The following is a 16545-nucleotide window of genomic DNA, read 5'->3' on the forward strand; positions in this document are numbered from 1 at the left end:
GCCGCCCTTGGGCTTATGGTGCAGAGAACGCGCTCGCGGACCCGTGTGCCCGCCCGCGCGGAGAAGGGGGGCAGGAGTGGGGGAGACCGGGCTGCGGGGAATACTCCGGAGACCGCGCGCCGGAATCAGGCCCGAGGGAGTCGGGCTGAATGCCGAACCGCCGCGCAGGCCCGGCCCGCGCGTCACCGGCCTCTCCCGGCCCGATGTGGACATTCTCATGAACCGGTCGGTGGGCACGCACCACCGATTCGAGAGCGGCCGGATTTCCCCGCGCGACGACTGTCTGCGCCAAGTGGGCCGCGCCGACCGGACCTGAAAGCCCTGACGCCCTGAACGGCCCTGAACGGTGAGGTGATGGCGACATGGAGGCAGCCGGGGTACGCATGCCCGCCGAGCCCTCGGGCCGGGACGCGACGCCGGGGCGCGGTGCCGCGTCCCGCACGCCCGACCGCCACGCGGCCGCGGTGCACGTGATCGCCGACGACCTCAACGGCCGTGGCTACCCGGTGACCTGGGTCGTCGACCGACAGCTGCTCGCCGGTGACTTCCCGCTCCAGGTGGTGGCGAAGGTCTCCGTGGTGCGGGTCCTGAACATCGCCCTGGACGCCCGGGGCGAGGGCGCCGCGCCCGCCGTGGTGTGGCGGGTGAGCATGGGGCGTCCCTCGTCGGTGCGGTGGGAGCAGTCGGCGGTGCTCGACCTGGGCGCCGACAGCCTGGACGGGGAGCGCGTGGTGCGCGAGGCCCTGCGCGCGGTCGGCCTGCCGCTCCAGCGGGCCATCTAGGGCCCGGCTCAGGCCCGGCCCTCGCCGAGGATGCCCGACTGCCCGATGAGATAGCCGAGCTGGGCCCGGCTCTGGCTGTGCAGGACGGCCGACAGCTTGGCGATGTGCACGCGGGCCGTCCGTACGTTCATCCCGAGCCGGGCGGCGATCTCGGTGTCGGTGAGGCCCTCGGTGAGCAGCTCGGCGATGGCGAGCTGGCGGGGGGTGATGCCCTGCCGGGGCGGCTCCGGGGCGGCGTCCGGCCACATGGGCGTGGCGAGCTGCCACAGCAGCTTGAAGGTGGTCACCAGGTAGGAGATGACGGCGGGCTGGTGTATCCGCAGGGCCACGTCCCGGCTCTCGCCCGCCGGGATGAAGGCGACGGAGCGGTCGAACACGAGGAGGCGGCCGGGCAGTTCCGTCAGGGTGCGGGCCTCCACGTCGCCGTCGAGCCGCTGGAAGTAGGCGTACACGGGGCAGGCGTGCGGGCCGGTGTGCGGGTAGAGCGAGCGCATCCGGCCACCGCGGGAGAGGAGGCCGTCCGCGCGCGGCAGCGCCTGCTCCAGGGTCTCCTGGACCCGTCTGCCGCCGGGCTGGATGGCGAGGGCCTCCCGGCTGGCACCGGCGGCGGCGTGGTCGATGGCCGCGTTGATGCGGGACAGGCCCTTGAGGACGGTGGCGCCCGGCGCGCGGGCCCCCGTGAACTGCCCCTCCCCGAGCGTCATCAGCGGGGCGAAGACCTCGGCGAGCCGCCGCTGCCGGGCGCGCTCGTCGGTGACGTCGGCGTCGAGGGCGTGCAGGAGCCGGGGGAGCGCGACGGACGGGGCGACGGGAAGCAGCCGGGAGGCGTCGCGGGGGTCGGGGCGGAGGAGTCCGAGGTCGACGACACAGGGGGCCCGGTCGGCGTCGGCGGCCGGGACGCCGCCGTCCTGGAGGGCCCGGACGTACGTGGTCCTGCCCACTCCGCACAGCTCCCCGGCGCCGTGCGGACTGTGATCCCTCGCCACGTCGCTGCCCCTCCTCACGGCTCGCCGGCGCCGGTCCCCGCCGGCTCCCACGCTCAGCAGCTAGTGATTCTGGTTCAGGATTCCTGACTGGCCAATGAGATATCCGAGTTGTGCGCGGCTGTTGCTGCCGAGGATCGCGGCGAGCTTCGCGATGTGTTCGCGTGCGGTACGCACGTTCATGCCGAGCCGCTCGGCTATCTCCGTGTCCGTGAGGCCCTCGATGAGGAGCTCGGCGATGGCCCGCTGGCGGGTCGTGACCCCGTTCTCCGCAGGGAGCTGGGCCGCGTGCGGGTACATGGGGGTCGCGAGGCGCCACAGTCGTTCGAAGGTGGTGATGAGGTAGTCGACGATCGCGGGCTGGCGTATCTCCAGGGCCGCCGTGCGGTCCTTGCTCGCCGGTATGAATGCCACCGCGTGGTCCAGGACGACCATGCGCTCGGTTACTTCGTTGAGCGTGCGGACCTCTACGTCGCCGTCTAGCTGTTCGTAGTGTGCCAGGGCGGGCAGGGAGTGGCGGGTGGTGTGCTGGTACAGCGTGCGCATGCGGCAGCCGCGGGACAGGAACTCCTGCTCGCGCGGGAGCGCGTCGGCCAGTATCTCGGGGGAGCGGGCCCCGCCGGGCTGGACCGTGCGCAGCTCGTGGGCGGCGTCGGCGGTGGCCCGCGTGATCGCCTCGTTGATCCGGTCGAAGCCGTCGAGGACGGTGATGTCCTGGTGCTCCGCGCCCACGGTCTGGCGGGCGTCGAGCGCCATCAGGGGCTCGAACATCGCCGTCAGGCGCTCCTCGCGGCGGCGCTGCTGGGCGATGCGGTCCTCGATGCCGCGCAGGAGCTGGGGCAGGGCGATGGCGGGGGCCGTGGGGCGCAGCCAGCGCATGTCCTCGACGTCGGGGTGGAGCAGGCCGAAGTCGATGAGGCAGGGGGTGGAGTCGGCGTCCCGCTGGGTGACCCGCCCCTCGCGCAGCGCGCGGGTGTAGAGGGCGGAACCCTCCGCGCACAGCTCGTCGGGGCCGTGCGGGTGGGGGTGCCGGGGCTCGGTGTTCATGCGGACTTGTCCTGCCCGAGGATGCCGGACTGGGCGATCAGATAGCCGAGTTGGGCGCGGCTGCCGCTGCCGAGGGCGGCGGCGATCTTCGCTATGTGGGCACGGCAGGTCCGGACGTTCATCCCGAGGCGGCGGGCGATCGCCTCGTCCACGTGGCCCTCGATGAGCAGCCGGGCGATGGAGCGCTGGACGCCGGTGATGCCGTCGGCGGAGGGCGGGTACGGGTCCTCGTCGAGCAGGGGCGTCGCCTGCTGCCACTGCTGCTCGAAGACCTTGAGGAGGTATTCGACCAGGGCGGGGTGCCGGACCTCCAGGGCGTCCTGGCGGTCGGCGCGCGCGGGAAGGATGGCGACGCTGCGGTCGAAGATCATCAGTCGGTCGATCACCTCCTCCAGCGTGCGTATCTGCACGTTGCCGTGCGACATGTAGGCCGCGTAGGCGAGGGTGCCCCGGCTGTGCCGGACGGTGTGCTGGTAGAGGGTACGCATCGAGATGCCGCGGTCGAGGATGGTCTGCCCGCGCCGGAGCGCGATATTCAACCTCTCTTCGCTTCGGCCGCCGCCGGGCTGGACCGTCAGGACCTCGTGCCGGCACTCGGCCGTGGCCTGCTCGATCGCTTCGTTGATGCGGGCCTCGCCCTCCAATACCGTGATCGCGTGGCTCGTGGGTTCCACGCGCGTGGGGATGGCCATAAATGGCTCGAAGGTGTCGGTCAGCTCGACCGCGAGCCGCCTCCGGTCCTGGATCTCACGCTCCAGCGGATGCAGTCGCTGAGCGAGTGCCGTGGCCGGTGGAACGGGTCGCAGCCAGTCCGCGTCATCCGGGTCGGGATGGACGAGTGCGGACTCCAGAAGGCACGGTGCGTTCTCAGCCTCGGCCCGCGCGAGCCGCCCGTTGCTCAGCGCGGAGGCGTACAACCTCGCTCCTTCGCCACACAGTGGGCTCTCGGGGTGAGGATGTGTCGGTTTAGCGTCAGTTGTGAGCAATTCTCCACCCCCCAGGGTCCTGAACGTGCAGGAACATGATGCATCCACCCTGTGGCTTTGACGTGCTCGATTGAGACATCGTCTTGTTGTGCCGGGGGAGAGGAACCTACCAAGTGAGGACGAAGCCGACCATGTTCAAGCGCATGCTTCGCGCGGTCCTGGTGACCGCTCTCTCCGCAGGGATTGGCCTGGGTGCGGTGAGTGCCATGGATCTCGCCTGGAGCCACCCAGCGAAGAGCACAGCCGCGCCGTCTGACCTTGCCTGGATCACGCCGGCGGGTGACAAGGCATGAGTACCCCTCCCGATGACCGCACCTTCCGCCGGGAAATGGCCACGGCCTACCGGTCGGGCTGGCACTTCATCGACCTCGCCACCGCGATCCCCCACCCCGGTGACTCGTTGATGGTCACCCTGGTCGGCGAGCCGGTGATCATCGTACGGGACGACGACGAGGACATCCGTGCCTACCGGTGCCTGCGCCGGCCCCGCGGCGCGCCCCAGCCGGTGCGCTGCGCCGTGCGCTACGGCATGGTCTTCGTCAACCTCGATCAGCGGGACCACCAGCTGATCGGGAAGCGGAAGCGGGATGCCGAGCGGCACTCCGCCGCTTCCGACCCCCTCACAGCCACCCCCCGCAGCGCCTGACGCGATTCCCCCGTCGTTGTAAATCGCGCAGGTGCTTCCCCCAGCAGCGGCGCCACCGTGGACCTGAACACGGTGGCGCCGCTGTGGTGTGTGCGGGGTCTGCGCGGCGCGCCGGTTCAGGCGGCGGGCCGCGGCGCCGCCGCGGCGGGTTCCTTCACATGGCCGAGGGCGCGGTCCACCGCGATCTCGATGACCACCCGGCCCGGGTTCTCCCGCGGGTTCCTGCCGTACCGCTCGGCGTACCTGCGCTCCGCGTCCGCCACCCGCGCGGGCTCCGCCGACACCGTCGCCCGGCCTTCGAGCGTGGCCCAGTGGCGGCCCGCCACCTGGCAGACGGCGACCCGCGCGCCCGCCGGGGCGGCGGCGAGGACGTGTGCCACCTTGCGGCTGGTGCCGCTCGCGATCACCCGGGCGATCCGCTCCCCGGGGTCGTACGTCACACCGACGGGCACCACGTGCGGGCTGCCGTCGCGGCGCAGCGTCGTCAAGGTGCAGAGGTGACGTTCCCGCCAGAAGCTGAGGTAGGGCGCGGGCAGGGCGCCGAGGTCGATGGCCATGGGCGGAAGGTAGCCCGGCCGGACTTCCGGCATTCGCCTTGAGTGGAATAGACTCAACTTTGTGCACGTTGGGTGAGTCAGTATGGGGGAGCCCTCCGAGGGCACCCGCACAGCACCCGACAGCACGCGTACCCACCCGTGCGCATCCCGCGTACACCGCGCACCCCGCGTACGCGCCAGTACCGAAAGCCGCAGGCAGCAAGGAGGAGCAGCCCCCGTGGACGCCGAGCTGACGAACAGGAGCCGGGACGCGATCAACTCGGCGACGAGCCGGGCCGTGTCCGAAGGCCACCCGGATCTGACCCCCGCGCATCTCCTCCTCGCCCTGCTGGAGGGCCAGGACAACGAGAACATCACCGATCTGCTCGCCGCGGTCGACGCCGACCAGGTCGCCGTGCGCGCCGCCACCGAGCGCGCCCTCGCCGCCCTGCCGAGCGTCACGGGATCGACGGTGGCCCCGCCGCAGCCCAACCGCGACCTGCTCGCCGTGATCGCGGACGCCGACCGGCGGGCCAAGGAGCTCGGCGACGACTATCTGTCCACCGAGCACCTGCTCATCGCCCTCGCCGCCAAGGGCGGCCCCGCGGGCGACGTACTGACCGAGAACGGGGCGACCGACAAGAAGCTGCTCGCCGCCTTTCAGGAGAGCCGTGGAGGGCGCCGCGTGACCACCCCCGACCCCGAGGGCCAGTACAAGGCCCTGGAGAAGTTCGGCACGGACTTCACCGCCGCCGCCCGCGAGGGCCGTCTCGACCCCGTGATCGGGCGCGACCAGGAGATCCGGCGGGTCGTCCAGGTGCTGTCCCGGCGCACCAAGAACAACCCCGTGCTCATCGGCGAGCCCGGCGTCGGCAAGACCGCCGTCGTCGAGGGCCTCGCCCAGCGCATCGTCAAGGGCGACGTGCCGGAGTCCCTGAAGGACAAGCGGCTGGTCTCGCTCGACCTCGGCGCCATGGTCGCGGGCGCCAAGTACCGCGGCGAGTTCGAGGAGCGCCTGAAGACCGTGCTCTCCGAGATCAAGGAGAGCGACGGGCAGGTCATCACGTTCATCGACGAGCTGCACACCGTCGTCGGCGCGGGCGCGGGCGGCGACTCCGCCATGGACGCGGGCAACATGCTCAAGCCCATGCTGGCCCGCGGCGAGCTGCGCATGGTCGGCGCCACCACGCTGGACGAGTACCGCGAGCGGATCGAGAAGGACCCGGCCCTGGAGCGGCGCTTCCAGCAGGTGCTCGTCGCCGAGCCCTCCGTCGAGGACTCCATCGCGATCCTGCGCGGGCTCAAGGGGCGCTACGAGGCCCACCACAAGGTGCAGATCGCGGACAGCGCCCTGGTCGCCGCCGCCACGCTCTCCGACCGGTACATCACCTCGCGGTTCCTGCCCGACAAGGCCATCGACCTCGTCGACGAGGCGGCGTCGCGGCTGCGCATGGAGATCGACTCCTCGCCCGTCGAGATCGACGAGCTCCAGCGCGCCGTCGACCGCCTGCGCATGGAGGAGCTGGCCCTCACCAAGGAGACCGACCCGGCCTCCCGGCAGCGCCTGGAGAAGCTGCGCCGCGACCTCGCCGACAAGGAGGAGGAGCTGCGCGGGCTCACCGCCCGCTGGGAGAAGGAGAAGCAGTCCCTCAACCGCGTCGGCGAGCTGAAGGAGAAGCTGGACGAGCTGCGCGGACAGGCCGAGCGGGCCCAGCGCGACGGCGACTTCGACACCGCGAGCAAGCTCCTGTACGGCGAGATCCCCACCCTGGAGCGGGACCTGGAGGCCGCGTCCGAGGCCGAGGAGGAGGCCGCCAAGGCCGGGACGAAGGCCGACACCATGGTGAAGGAGGAGGTCGGGCCCGACGACATCGCCGACGTCGTGGCGGCCTGGACCGGCATCCCCGCCGGGCGCCTCCTCGAAGGCGAGACGCAGAAGCTCCTTCGCATGGAGGACGAGCTGGGCCGGCGCCTCATCGGGCAGACCGAGGCCGTGCGGGCCGTCTCCGACGCGGTCCGGCGCACCCGGGCCGGGATCGCCGACCCCGACCGCCCCACCGGCTCCTTCCTGTTCCTCGGCCCCACCGGCGTCGGCAAGACCGAGCTGGCCAAGGCGCTCGCCGACTTCCTCTTCGACGACGAGCGGGCCATGGTCCGCATCGACATGAGCGAGTACGGCGAGAAGCACAGCGTGGCCCGGCTTGTCGGCGCCCCTCCCGGCTACGTCGGGTACGAGGAGGGCGGCCAGCTCACCGAGGCCGTGCGGCGCAGGCCGTACTCCGTCGTGCTGCTCGACGAGGTCGAGAAGGCGCACCCGGAGGTCTTCGACGTGCTGCTCCAGGTGCTCGACGACGGGCGGCTCACGGACGGCCAGGGACGGACGGTGGACTTCCGCAACACCATCCTGATCCTCACGTCGAACCTGGGGAGCCAGTTCCTGGTCGAGCCCCTGACCAGCGAGCACGAGAAGAAGGAGCAGGTCCTGGAGGTCGTGCGGGCCTCCTTCAAACCGGAGTTCCTGAACCGCCTCGACGACCTCGTCGTGTTCTCCGCGCTCGACCGGGACGAGCTGGCCCGGATCGCCGAGCTCCAGCTGTCCCGGCTCGCGGTGCGCCTGGCCGACCGGCGGCTCACGCTCGACGTCACGCCCGCGGCCCTGGCCTGGCTGGCCGACAAGGGCAACGACCCGGCGTACGGCGCCCGGCCGCTGCGCCGGCTGATCCAGACGGCCATCGGCGACCGGCTCGCCAAGGAGATCCTCGCGGGCGAGGTCAAGGACGGCGACACCGTGCGCGTGGACGTCTTCGGCGACGACCTCATCGTGGGCCCCGCGAGCGCCCCCGCGCCCGGAAAGTCCCTGTAGGCGTCCGGCGGGGCGCCGTAACCGGTCACATCCAGGGGCGGGGGTTGCGGGCCCCCGCCCGCCATGGGGGAGGATGGCTCAATCCGTACGAAGGGAAATAACGGTGAGCATCGACCCGTCCTCGATTCCGAATTTCGGGGGCCAGCCCGAACCGCAGCAGGGCGCAGGACCGGCGGGCCCCGTCGTCCCTGACCAGGACCTCGTCAAGCAGCTCCTGGAGCAGATGGAACTCAAGTACGTCGTCGACGACGAGGGTGACCTCGCGGCGCCGTGGGAGGAGTTCCGTACGTACTTCATGTTCCGCGGCAAGGACGAGGAGCAGGTCTTCTCGGTCAGGACCTTCTACGACAGGCCGCACGGCATCGAGGAGAAGCCGCAGATCCTGGAGTCCATCGACGACTGGAACCGTCGCACGCTCTGGCCCAAGGTCTACACGCACACGCACGACGACGGCACCGTCCGCCTCATCGGCGAGGCCCAGATGCTGATCGGCACGGGTGTCTCCCTGGAGCACTTCGTGTCGTCGACGGTCAGCTGGGTGCGGGCCGCGATCGAGTTCGACCGCTGGCTCGTGGAGCAGCTGGGCCTGGAGACGGACGCCGACGCGGCGGACGACGCCGAGCCCGGCGACGAGCAGGCCTGACGGCCGCGGTCTTCCGTACCGAGCACAGCACTACAACGGCATGCGGGCCGTCGTCACCAGATACGTCCCGTACGCGAGCGAGAGCCCGGCCAGGGCGCCGACCACCAGGGCGGCGTGCCTGGGCCGGGCTCTCGCCGTGCGCACCAGGGCGCAGGCGAGCGGCAGCAGCAGCGGGAACGCGGGCAGCAGGAAGCGCGGCTTCGACTCGAAGAAGCCCGAGCCGCCGACCGTGATCAGCAGCAGGACCCCGGTGTAGACGAGCAGCGGCAGCGGGGCGCGGTCGCAGAGCAGCAGCCCGTACAGGAGCAGCGCCGCCGCGACGATCACCAGGGTCACGGCGAAGACGAGCTTGTCGCCGTGCAGGAGCAGATGCCGGGCGAAGGCGAGCGAGCCCCGGCCGAAGTCGAAGCGGGAGCCCCAGTCGCGCTGCACCGCGAAGTACCCGCCGAGGGGATCGCCCTTGCGGACCCCCACCCACAGCACGTACGCGCCCCAGCCGACGGGGGCGAGCGCCGCGCCCGTCCACAGCCCGTGCGGCACGCGGCCCCGGCGCCGGACGACCTCGCAGACCGCCGTCACCACGACGGCGGCGGCCACCGCGAAGCCGTTCGGGCGGGCCAGGCCCGCGAGCGCGGCGAGGGCCCCCGCCGCCTGCCAGCGGCCGGTGAGCAGCGCGTACAGGGAGCCCGCGGCGAGCGCCGTCAGGACCGGCTCGGTGTACGCCATCGTCAGGATCACGGAGTGCGGCAGGAGCCCCCACAGCAGGACGAGGACCGTGGCCGTGCGGTGGTCGTGGAGCCGGGCGGCGATCTTGTAGATGCCGACCGCGGCCGCGCCCGCGCCGAGCCAGGAGACGAGCAGGCCCGCGGCGCCGTAGCCGAGCGGCGTGAGCGTCTCCACCGCGCGGATCAGGGCCGGGTAGAGCGGGAAGAAGGCCAGGTCGCTCTGGACGACGCCGGGTTCGAAGTACAGGGTGCGGCCGTAGCCGTGGGCGGCGATGCCGGTGTACCAGCGGGAGTCCCAGGAGCGGCCCAGGAGGCGGAAGGCGTCCTGGTGGCTGGTGTGGGCGGCGACCGCGAGCGCGAGCAGGCCGGTGAGGCGGGCGGCGGCGAAGGCGCCCAGGGCGTGCAGCGCGTGGGCTGCCGCCCGCTCGGCCGGCGGGGTGGGCTCGCACTCCGTGCGGCGGGTGCGTGTGACGGGGGCTGGGACGGTGGGGCTGGGGTGGGTCACATCGGAACCTTGCGGGCCCTCTGGGGCGGGCGCGAGTCAGGCAGGGCCGTGTGGGTGGGCGTTTTACGTCGGGTGCCGCGCCGTCGTGGGCTGTGCCCGCCCTTCGGGCGACTACAGCGACTTGAGGCGGGCGACCGCCTCCTCCAGGACCGGGGTCTGCTTGCAGAAGGCGAAGCGGACGAAGGGGGCGCCCTGGTCGCGGTGGTCGTAGAAGACCGCGTTGGGGATGGCGACGACGCCCGCGCGCTCGGGCAGGGCGCGGCAGAAGGCGAAGCCGTCGCTCTCGCCGAGCGGGCGGATGTCGGTGGTGACGAAGTACGTGCCCGCCGGGCGGTAGACCTCGAAGCCCGCCGCCGTGAGCCCGGAGGCCAGCAGGTCCCGCTTGGCGCGCATGTCGTCGAGGAACGAGGCGAAGTACGCGTCGGGCAGCGCGAGCGCCTCCGCGACCGCGTACTGGAACGGGCCCGAGGACACGAACGTGAGGAACTGCTTCGCGGAGCGCACCGCCGTGACCAGGTCCGGCGCGGCCGTGACCCAGCCGACCTTCCAGCCCGTGAACGAGAACGTCTTGCCCGCCGAGCCGATCGTCACCGTGCGCTCGCGCATGCCGGGGAAGGAGGCGAGCGGGACGTGGCCGCCCGCGTCGAAGACCAGGTGTTCGTACACCTCGTCGGTGACGACGATCAGATCGCGCTCCACGGCGAGCTTCGCGATCTCGGCGAGCTCCGCGCGGGTGAGGACGGTGCCGGTCGGGTTGTGCGGGGTGTTGAGCAGGAGCAGCCGGGTGCGCGGGGTGACGGCGTCCCGCAGCTCGTCGAGGTCGAGGCTGAAGCGCCCGTCCCCGGGGCGCAGCGTCACCGGCACCCGGGAGCCGCCCGCGAGGGCGATCGAGGCGGCGTACGAGTCGTAGTACGGCTCCAGGGCGATGACCTCGTCGCCCGGCTCGACCAGGGCGAGCAGCGAGGCGGCGATGGCCTCGGTGGCGCCCGCGGTGACGAGGACCTCGCGGTCGGGGTCGTAGGACAGGCCGTAGTGGCGCTCCTGGTGGGCGGCGATCGCGGTGCGCAGCTCGGGGACGCCGGGGCCCGGCGGGTACTGGTTGCCGCGGCCGTCGCGCAGGGCGCGCACCGCGGCCTCGCGCACCTGCTCGGGGCCGTCCGTGTCCGGGAAGCCCTGGCCCAGGTTGATCGCCCCGGTCCGCAGCGCGAGCGCGGACATCTCGGCGAAGATCGTCGTACCGAATTCCGCGAGGCGGCGGTTGAGCAGCGGGCGGCCGTCGCGGGAGGCACCGGGAGATGACGTCATGGCTGTCATCCTCCGCCGAACCTCTGGACTTCCTCAACTCTGCTTTGGCGGCGGTCGGCCGGGGGCATCCCCTTGTCACGCAACGACGCGGGACCACATCCGCACAGCGGCGCCGGTTCGGGGGAACGGTCCGGGGCCGTCTCGGGGGAAAGGAAGTGAAGGATGGGGGCGATGGTTGTGGCCTTGTTCTTCATCGGCTGGTTCGTAGTGATCGGGCTGCTCGTGCACGTGAGCAGGAACGGCCGCAGACGCGCCAGGTCGGGGGGCCGCAGTTGGTGGGCGGGGTCCAGCTCCAGTAGCGGGACCGCGACCTACGACGGCGGTGGTTCGTCCTGTGGCGGAGGCTCTTCCTGTGGCGGCGGCTCGTCCTGCGGCGGCGGTTCGTCCTGCGGTGGCGGGGGCGGAGGTTGCGGCGGCGGAGGCAGCTGACACGGGGCAGCTGGTCCACTGGGCCGAGCGCCCGGCGGGAGGCAACTCCCGCCGGGCGCTTCGTCGTTGCCGGACCGATCGGCGTCCATAGGATGCCATTTCCGGACTGACTGCTTTCCATGAAACGTGAACAGATGAACTGTTCGGCCCTCTAGGGGATGGAAACCCTACGAAGTTGGGTAAAAGCGCTGTGGCAGTGTCGCAGTTCATGATTCCCTCTTAACCGTCACACCGCCCTCGGACGCCCCCGCTCAGCAGGCAGCGGGACGTCTCCGTGGGCACGCGCCGGCAACCCCCTCCGCCTGGTGTCCGACCGGGCGCGCCGGCCCCCCCACCTCCATTGCGTGTTAGCGGAGCCGACCCATGCTCACGACCCTGAAGACTGTCTACACCGACACGCGCGCCGGGGACCTGGCCTGGGCCCTCGGCCGCGAGCCGCTGCCCGCGCTCGCCACTCTCGACCTCGAACTGACCGGTGCGGTCGTGCAGTTGAGACTCCTCGGGGCCTCCCACCAAGTGCTGCTCGAAGAGGACCGGGGCAGCTGTTCCGAGACCGTCGCCTGCATCCCCGGCAGCAGCACGCCGCTGCCGCTCGGCGTCTCCAAGCGGGTCGGCGAGTGGGAGTACGAGTTCGCGGCCCGCGTGGAGACGCTGTCACGGGGTCAGTTCGCGGGCCGGGCGCAGGAGTTGCTCGCCCTGGTCACGGAGCACCCGCACGGGCTCGCCGGGGTCTTCCCCGGCATCCCGCACGCGTTCACCGCGATGCTGGCGCAGCGGCACGAGGGGTCGGTGATGTGGCGCACCTGGCACGCCTATCCCCAGGACGGGCAGCTCGTGGCGACCCGGACGCGGGTCGGCGTGCGGATGCCCGCACCGCTCTGAGCTGGGCCGGGCGGCGGTTCGCGGTGCCCGGGGCGCGGCCCTGCGATGGCCCGGCAAACGGCGGTTCACACATTCTCGCCGTCACCTCCACTCTTGTGGGGGACTTGGCGTGAGCGAACGGTGACGTAGCGTTCCCAGCGTGATCGAGCCGCGTCAGCGTCTTCCCGTCACGCCCCGGACAGGCCGCTTCCTCGTCCTCGCGGGCGTGTTCATCTGCGCCGCCTGCGGACTCGTGTACGAACTGGAACTCGTCGCCCTCGCCTCGTACTTGATCGGGGACTCCGTCACCCAGGCCTCCGTCGTCCTGTCCGTCATGGTCTTCGCGATGGGCGTCGGCTCGCTGCTCGCCAAGCGCCTGCGCTGCCGGGCCGCCGCCGGCTTCGGGCTCGTCGAGGCGGCCCTCGCGCTCGTCGGCGGGTGCAGCGCCATGGTCCTGTACGCGGCGTTCGCGTGGGCGGGCGACCGGGGCGAGATGTGGGCCAGCGGATCCCGCTATCTCTTCGTCGTGTTCTCCCTGGCCATCGGCGTCCTCATCGGCGCCGAAGTGCCCCTGCTCATGGTGCTCATCCAGCGCGTCCGGCGGCAGGACGCGGGCGGGGCCGTCGCCGACCTGTTCGCCGCGGACTACGTGGGCGCCCTGGTCGGCGGCCTCGCCTTCCCCTTCCTGCTGCTCCCCTGGTTCGGGCAGCTCACCGGGGCGCTGCTCACCGGCGCCGTCAACGTCCTCGCGGGCGGCGCGCTCGTCCTCGGCCTGTTCGGCCGCGACCTGAGCCCGCGCGGGCGCTGGCTGCTGCTCGTGGTCAACGCCGTCGTGCTCGCCGTCCTCGCCTCCGCCGCCGTGCTCGTCGACGACTTCGAACGGGCCGCGCGCCGGGCCGTGTACGGCTCCGGGATCCGCGTCGCCGTCCGCACCGACGTCCAGGAGGTCGTCCTCACCGGCCGCGACCGGAAGTCCCTGCACCTCTTCCTCGACGGCAGGCTGCGCGTCAGCGGCCGCGACGAGCGGCGCTACCACGAGGCCCTCGTGCAGCCCGCCCTGCGCGGCGGCCGCCACCAGCGGGTCCTCGTCCTCGGCGGCGGCGACGGGCTCGCCGCCCGCGAAGTGCTGCGGCACGCCGGGGTGCGCCGCGTCGACGTCGTCGAACTCGACCCGGCCGTCGTCGACCTGGCCCGCAACGACCCGGGCCTGAGCGAACTCAACGGCCACGTCTACCGCGACCCGCGCGTACGCGTCGTCCACGCCGACGCCTTCCGCTGGCTGCGCGGCCCGCACCGGCGCGTGTACGACGTCGTCGTCGCCGACCTGCCCGACCCCGGCATCACCGCGAGCACCCAGCTGTACTCGCAGGAGTTCTACGGCCTCGTCTCCCGCGTCCTCACCGACGACGGGCGCTTCGCCGTGCACGCCGGGCCCGCCGTGACCCGGCCGCACACCTACTGGACCGTCGACGCGACGCTGCGCGCCGCCGGGTACCGCACCGAGCCCTACCGCCTCACCGGCCGCCGCGGCGCTTACGGCGGGCCCGACCGCACCCCCGACCCCGGCGGGACGCCCCGCGACTGGGGCTTCGTGCTCGCCGCCCGCGCCGAGCCGGTGCTCGGCGCGGCCCGCGGCTCCGCCGTGCTGCGCGCCGGATCCCGCGCCGCCGAGCGGCTGCGGCCGTCCGACTGGCGCACCATCGAGCCGTCCACGCTGGTGCATCCGCGCTACGCCGACTGACGGCCCGCGGCAGGCCGGGCGGGCCGAAGTGGCGTACATCACGGCGGCGGCGTCGGTACGCTCAACTGTCATGGAGCATGAGGTGTTCGTACCGGTTCCGGAAGAGCCGCTCCGCGAGGCACTGGCCGACCCCGAGCGGGTCGCCCGCGCGGTGCCCGGGCTGCAGCGGGACGCCGACCCAGGGCCGGACGCGCCGCCCGTCACCGGGCGGCTCAAGGTGCGCGTCGGCGGCCACACGATCACCTACCGCGGTGGCCTGCGGGTCGCCGCGCGCGGCGACGGCGGGTACGCGGTGACCGGGGAGGCCCACGAGGCCCGGGGCAGTGGCGCCGTAACGTTCTCTCTCCTGCTGCGCCTGGCCGCCGCGGAGGGGGGCACGCGCGTCGCCTTCAGCGGGACCGCGTCCGCCGACGGGCGGGGTGCCGAGGCCGTGAAGAGTTCTCCACAGGCTGTGGAGGGCGCGGTGCGGCGGCTCCTCGCGCGCTTCGCTGAGGGCCTCGCTGCGCCCGGCCCGGCGGCGGCCCCGGAGCCCGACCCCGCGCCGGAGCCCGACCCGGCGCCGTCCCGCGTCTTCGACGCCGAGGTGCCGCCGCCGGCGCTCGATCCGCTCTCCGACGTCGATTCCGTCGATTCCCTCGATGACGCGGCCAGCGGGCCCGAGGCCGCGCACGCGCGGCGGACGATGATCGGGCGCAGCGCGGAGGAGGTCGACCACGCGCCGCCCCGGGGGCGGTACGCGCCCGTGCCCGCGCCCGAGGCGCTGGGCGGCGGGGCCGCGCTGCGGTGGGCCGCGCCCGCGGCGGCGGTCCTGGTCGCCTCGGCGATCGTGGTCACCCGGGCCCTGCGCAAGCGCCGCTGAGGCCCTCGCGGGGCTCCCCAATCCCGCCCCTTCCCGATTCCTGGGGGCTCCGCCCCCAGACCCCCGCTCCTCAAACGCCGGAGAGGCTGAAACACAGCCGCAAGCGGCACCATCCAGCCCGTCCGGCGTTTGAGGACGAGGCGCGGAGCGCCGAAAAGGGCGGGGGCACGGGGGCGGCAGCCCCCGGATCGGGAAGGGGCGGGCCTGGGGCGCCCCCGCGAGGGCCGGGGCTAGGGTCGGGGTGTGAGCAGCGAAGAGATCACGTTGGCCGCGGGTGACGCGGAAGTTTCGGTGCGGCCGGGGAACGGCGCCCGCCTCGGCAGCCTCAAGGTGGACGGCGTCGAGCTGCTGCGGCAGGGGGAGCGCTACGGCTGCTTCCCGATGGTGCCGTGGTGCGGCCGGACCAGGAACGGCCGCTTCCTGAACGGCGGCCACCCCCACCAGCTCCCCCTCAACTCCCCGCCGCACGCCATCCACGGCACCGGCAGGGACACCGCGTGGAGGACCGCCCGGGTCAGCGACCGCGAGGCCGTGTTCACCTACGACCTCGCGGACCCGTGGCCGTACACCGGCCGGGTCACGCAGATCGTCGAGCTGACGGAGAGCGCGCTGACGCTGCGGATGTCCGTGGAGACGTACGACGACTCCTTCCCGGCGCAGGCGGGCTGGCACCCGTGGTTCAACCGGCGCCTCACCGAGGGCGGTGAGGACGTCAGGATCGCCTTCGACGCGGCCTGGCAGGAGCAGCGCGGCGAGGACCACCTGCCGACCGGGGAGCGCGTCGACCCGCTGCCGGGCCCCTGGGACGACTGCTTCGGCATGCCGGACGGCGTCGACGTCACCCTGACCTGGCCCGGCGAGCTGGAGCTGAACGTGGCCGGCCGGGAGGAGTGGGTGGTCGTGTACGACGAGCAGGAGGCCGCCGTGTGCGTGGAGCCGCAGAGCGGCCCGCCCAACGGCCTGAACACCCTGCCGCGCCTGGTCACCCCGGTGGAGCCCCTGGAGACGTCGACCACCTGGACCTGGCGGCGGCTCTGAAGGCCCGGCCGCGCCCTTAAGCTCGTAGCCATGACGAACGACGTACGCGGCGACCTGCTGCGGCAGATCAAGGACAAGGCCGTCGTGCACGGCAAGGTGACCCTCTCCTCGGGCCTGGAGGCCGACTACTACGTCGACCTGCGCCGCATCACCCTGGACGGGGAGGCCGCCCCGCTCGTCGGGCAGGTGCTGCTCGACCTCACGAGCGAGCTGGAGTTCGACGCCGTGGGCGGCCTGACGATGGGGGCCGACCCGGTCGCCGCGTCGATGCTGCACGCGGCGGCCGCGCGCGGCCGCCGCCTGGACGCCTTCGTGGTGCGCAAGGCCGCCAAGGCGCACGGCCTGCAGCGGCGCGTCGAGGGCCCGGCCATCAAGGGGCGGCGCGTCCTGGTCGTCGAGGACACCTCCACCACCGGCGGCTCCCCGCTGACCGCCGTGGAGGCCGTGCGCGAGGCCGGTGCCGAGGTCGTGGGCGTGGCCACGATCGTGGACCGGGCCACCGGCGCCGACGTGAAGATCACCGAGGGCGCGGGGGTCCCGTACCTCTTCGCGTACTCGAAGGACGAGCTCGGGCTCGACTGAGCACCTCCCGCAAG

The 16545-nt window shown here is 72.8% G+C and carries 16 protein-coding genes; 10 read left to right on the top strand and 6 right to left on the bottom strand.

Annotated features, from left to right (window positions below; all coding sequences use genetic code 11):
- Window positions 1-362: 362 nt before the first annotated feature.
- Window positions 363-782, top strand: coding sequence for a hypothetical protein (locus C9F11_RS22300; RefSeq protein WP_138960941.1), 420 nt, complete (start codon window positions 363-365; stop codon window positions 780-782).
- An 8-nt stretch (window positions 783-790) separates the two neighbouring features.
- Here the strand turns inward: C9F11_RS22300 and C9F11_RS22305 are convergent, their stop codons facing one another.
- Genes C9F11_RS22305 through C9F11_RS22315 form a run of 3 tightly spaced genes read right to left on the bottom strand, consistent with a single transcriptional unit; the run spans window position 791 to window position 3798 of the window.
- Entirely contained in the window at window positions 791-1768 is a 978-nt protein-coding gene (locus C9F11_RS22305) for a LuxR C-terminal-related transcriptional regulator (protein ID WP_138960942.1), read from the bottom strand.
- 60 nt (window positions 1769-1828) lie between these two features.
- Window positions 1829-2812, bottom strand: coding sequence for a helix-turn-helix transcriptional regulator (locus tag C9F11_RS22310; protein ID WP_138960943.1), 984 nt, complete (start codon window positions 2810-2812; stop codon window positions 1829-1831).
- Entirely contained in the window at window positions 2809-3798 is a 990-nt protein-coding gene (locus C9F11_RS22315) for a helix-turn-helix transcriptional regulator (protein WP_138960944.1), read from the bottom strand. Before C9F11_RS22315 ends, C9F11_RS22310 begins: the two co-directional genes overlap by 4 nt.
- Before the next feature lie 131 nt (window positions 3799-3929).
- Between C9F11_RS22315 and C9F11_RS47470 the strand changes: the two genes are divergently transcribed.
- Together C9F11_RS47470 and C9F11_RS22320 are read left to right on the top strand one after the other, a co-directional pair.
- A complete protein-coding gene (locus C9F11_RS47470; protein WP_170316475.1) occupies window positions 3930-4091 on the top strand; it encodes a hypothetical protein in 162 nt (53 codons plus the stop codon).
- On the top strand, window positions 4088-4444 hold the full coding sequence (locus C9F11_RS22320; RefSeq protein ID WP_078869065.1) for a hypothetical protein: 357 nt from the start codon (window positions 4088-4090) through the stop codon (window positions 4442-4444). The genes C9F11_RS47470 and C9F11_RS22320 overlap by 4 nt, the downstream gene beginning before the upstream one ends.
- A gap of 116 nt (window positions 4445-4560) precedes the next feature.
- Here the strand turns inward: C9F11_RS22320 and C9F11_RS22325 are convergent, their stop codons facing one another.
- A complete protein-coding gene (locus C9F11_RS22325) occupies window positions 4561-5001 on the bottom strand; it encodes a TIGR03618 family F420-dependent PPOX class oxidoreductase (protein WP_138960945.1) in 441 nt (146 codons plus the stop codon).
- A 217-nt stretch (window positions 5002-5218) separates the two neighbouring features.
- On the opposite strand from C9F11_RS22325, the gene clpB reads away from it, so the two are divergent.
- Window positions 5219-7843, top strand: a complete 2625-nt coding sequence (gene clpB / locus C9F11_RS22330; RefSeq protein WP_138960946.1) for an ATP-dependent chaperone ClpB — start codon at window positions 5219-5221, stop codon at window positions 7841-7843.
- Window positions 7844-7946: 103 nt separating this feature from the next.
- On the top strand, window positions 7947-8486 hold the full coding sequence (locus C9F11_RS22335) for a YbjN domain-containing protein (RefSeq protein ID WP_138960947.1): 540 nt from the start codon (window positions 7947-7949) through the stop codon (window positions 8484-8486).
- Between the two features lie 30 nt (window positions 8487-8516).
- Here C9F11_RS22335 and C9F11_RS22340 read toward each other — a convergent pair whose 3' ends face one another.
- On the bottom strand, window positions 8517-9617 hold the full coding sequence (locus tag C9F11_RS22340; RefSeq protein ID WP_138966845.1) for a hypothetical protein: 1101 nt from the start codon (window positions 9615-9617) through the stop codon (window positions 8517-8519).
- 210 nt (window positions 9618-9827) lie between these two features.
- The gene (locus C9F11_RS22345; RefSeq protein WP_138960948.1) at window positions 9828-11030 is read right to left on the bottom strand and encodes a pyridoxal phosphate-dependent aminotransferase; all 1203 of its coding nucleotides are present in this window, start codon (window positions 11028-11030) and stop codon (window positions 9828-9830) included.
- A 783-nt stretch (window positions 11031-11813) separates the two neighbouring features.
- Between C9F11_RS22345 and C9F11_RS22355 the strand changes: the two genes are divergently transcribed.
- The 5 genes from C9F11_RS22355 to pyrE all read left to right on the top strand — a co-directional run bounded on the left by C9F11_RS22355 (window position 11814) and on the right by pyrE (window position 16531).
- Window positions 11814-12332, top strand: a complete 519-nt coding sequence (locus C9F11_RS22355; RefSeq protein WP_138960950.1) for a DUF2617 family protein — start codon at window positions 11814-11816, stop codon at window positions 12330-12332.
- 139 nt (window positions 12333-12471) lie between these two features.
- The gene (locus tag C9F11_RS22360) at window positions 12472-14052 is read left to right on the top strand and encodes a polyamine aminopropyltransferase (protein WP_138960951.1); all 1581 of its coding nucleotides are present in this window, start codon (window positions 12472-12474) and stop codon (window positions 14050-14052) included.
- Window positions 14053-14122: 70 nt separating this feature from the next.
- A complete protein-coding gene (locus C9F11_RS22365; protein WP_138960952.1) occupies window positions 14123-14911 on the top strand; it encodes an SRPBCC domain-containing protein in 789 nt (262 codons plus the stop codon).
- 243 nt (window positions 14912-15154) lie between these two features.
- Window positions 15155-15949: an aldose 1-epimerase gene (locus tag C9F11_RS22370; protein ID WP_138960953.1), complete on the top strand. Its 795-nt coding sequence runs from the start codon at window positions 15155-15157 to the stop codon at window positions 15947-15949.
- A gap of 30 nt (window positions 15950-15979) precedes the next feature.
- A complete protein-coding gene (gene pyrE / locus C9F11_RS22375; protein ID WP_138960954.1) occupies window positions 15980-16531 on the top strand; it encodes an orotate phosphoribosyltransferase in 552 nt (183 codons plus the stop codon).
- Window positions 16532-16545 lie beyond the last annotated feature (14 nt).

It is taken from the genome of Streptomyces sp. YIM 121038, assembly GCF_006088715.1.
GTDB lineage: Bacteria > Actinomycetota > Actinomycetes > Streptomycetales > Streptomycetaceae > Streptomyces.

Bases quoted from the DNA above. Each gene is read 5' to 3' on its own strand.
- C9F11_RS22300 (WP_138960941.1), top strand. From the start codon at position 363: ATGGAGGCAGCCGGGGTACGCATGCCCGCCGAGCCCTCGGGCCGGGAC.
- C9F11_RS22320 (WP_078869065.1), top strand. From the start codon at position 4,088: ATGAGTACCCCTCCCGATGACCGCACCTTCCGCCGGGAAATGGCCACG.
- pyrE (WP_138960954.1), top strand. From the start codon at position 15,980: ATGACGAACGACGTACGCGGCGACCTGCTGCGGCAGATCAAGGACAAG.
- C9F11_RS22310 (WP_138960943.1), bottom strand. From the start codon at position 2,812: ATGAACACCGAGCCCCGGCACCCCCACCCGCACGGCCCCGACGAGCTG.
- C9F11_RS22345 (WP_138960948.1), bottom strand. From the start codon at position 11,030: ATGACAGCCATGACGTCATCTCCCGGTGCCTCCCGCGACGGCCGCCCG.
- C9F11_RS22325 (WP_138960945.1), bottom strand. From the start codon at position 5,001: ATGGCCATCGACCTCGGCGCCCTGCCCGCGCCCTACCTCAGCTTCTGG.
- C9F11_RS22365 (WP_138960952.1), top strand. From the start codon at position 14,123: ATGGAGCATGAGGTGTTCGTACCGGTTCCGGAAGAGCCGCTCCGCGAG.
- C9F11_RS22355 (WP_138960950.1), top strand. From the start codon at position 11,814: ATGCTCACGACCCTGAAGACTGTCTACACCGACACGCGCGCCGGGGAC.
- C9F11_RS47470 (WP_170316475.1), top strand. From the start codon at position 3,930: ATGTTCAAGCGCATGCTTCGCGCGGTCCTGGTGACCGCTCTCTCCGCA.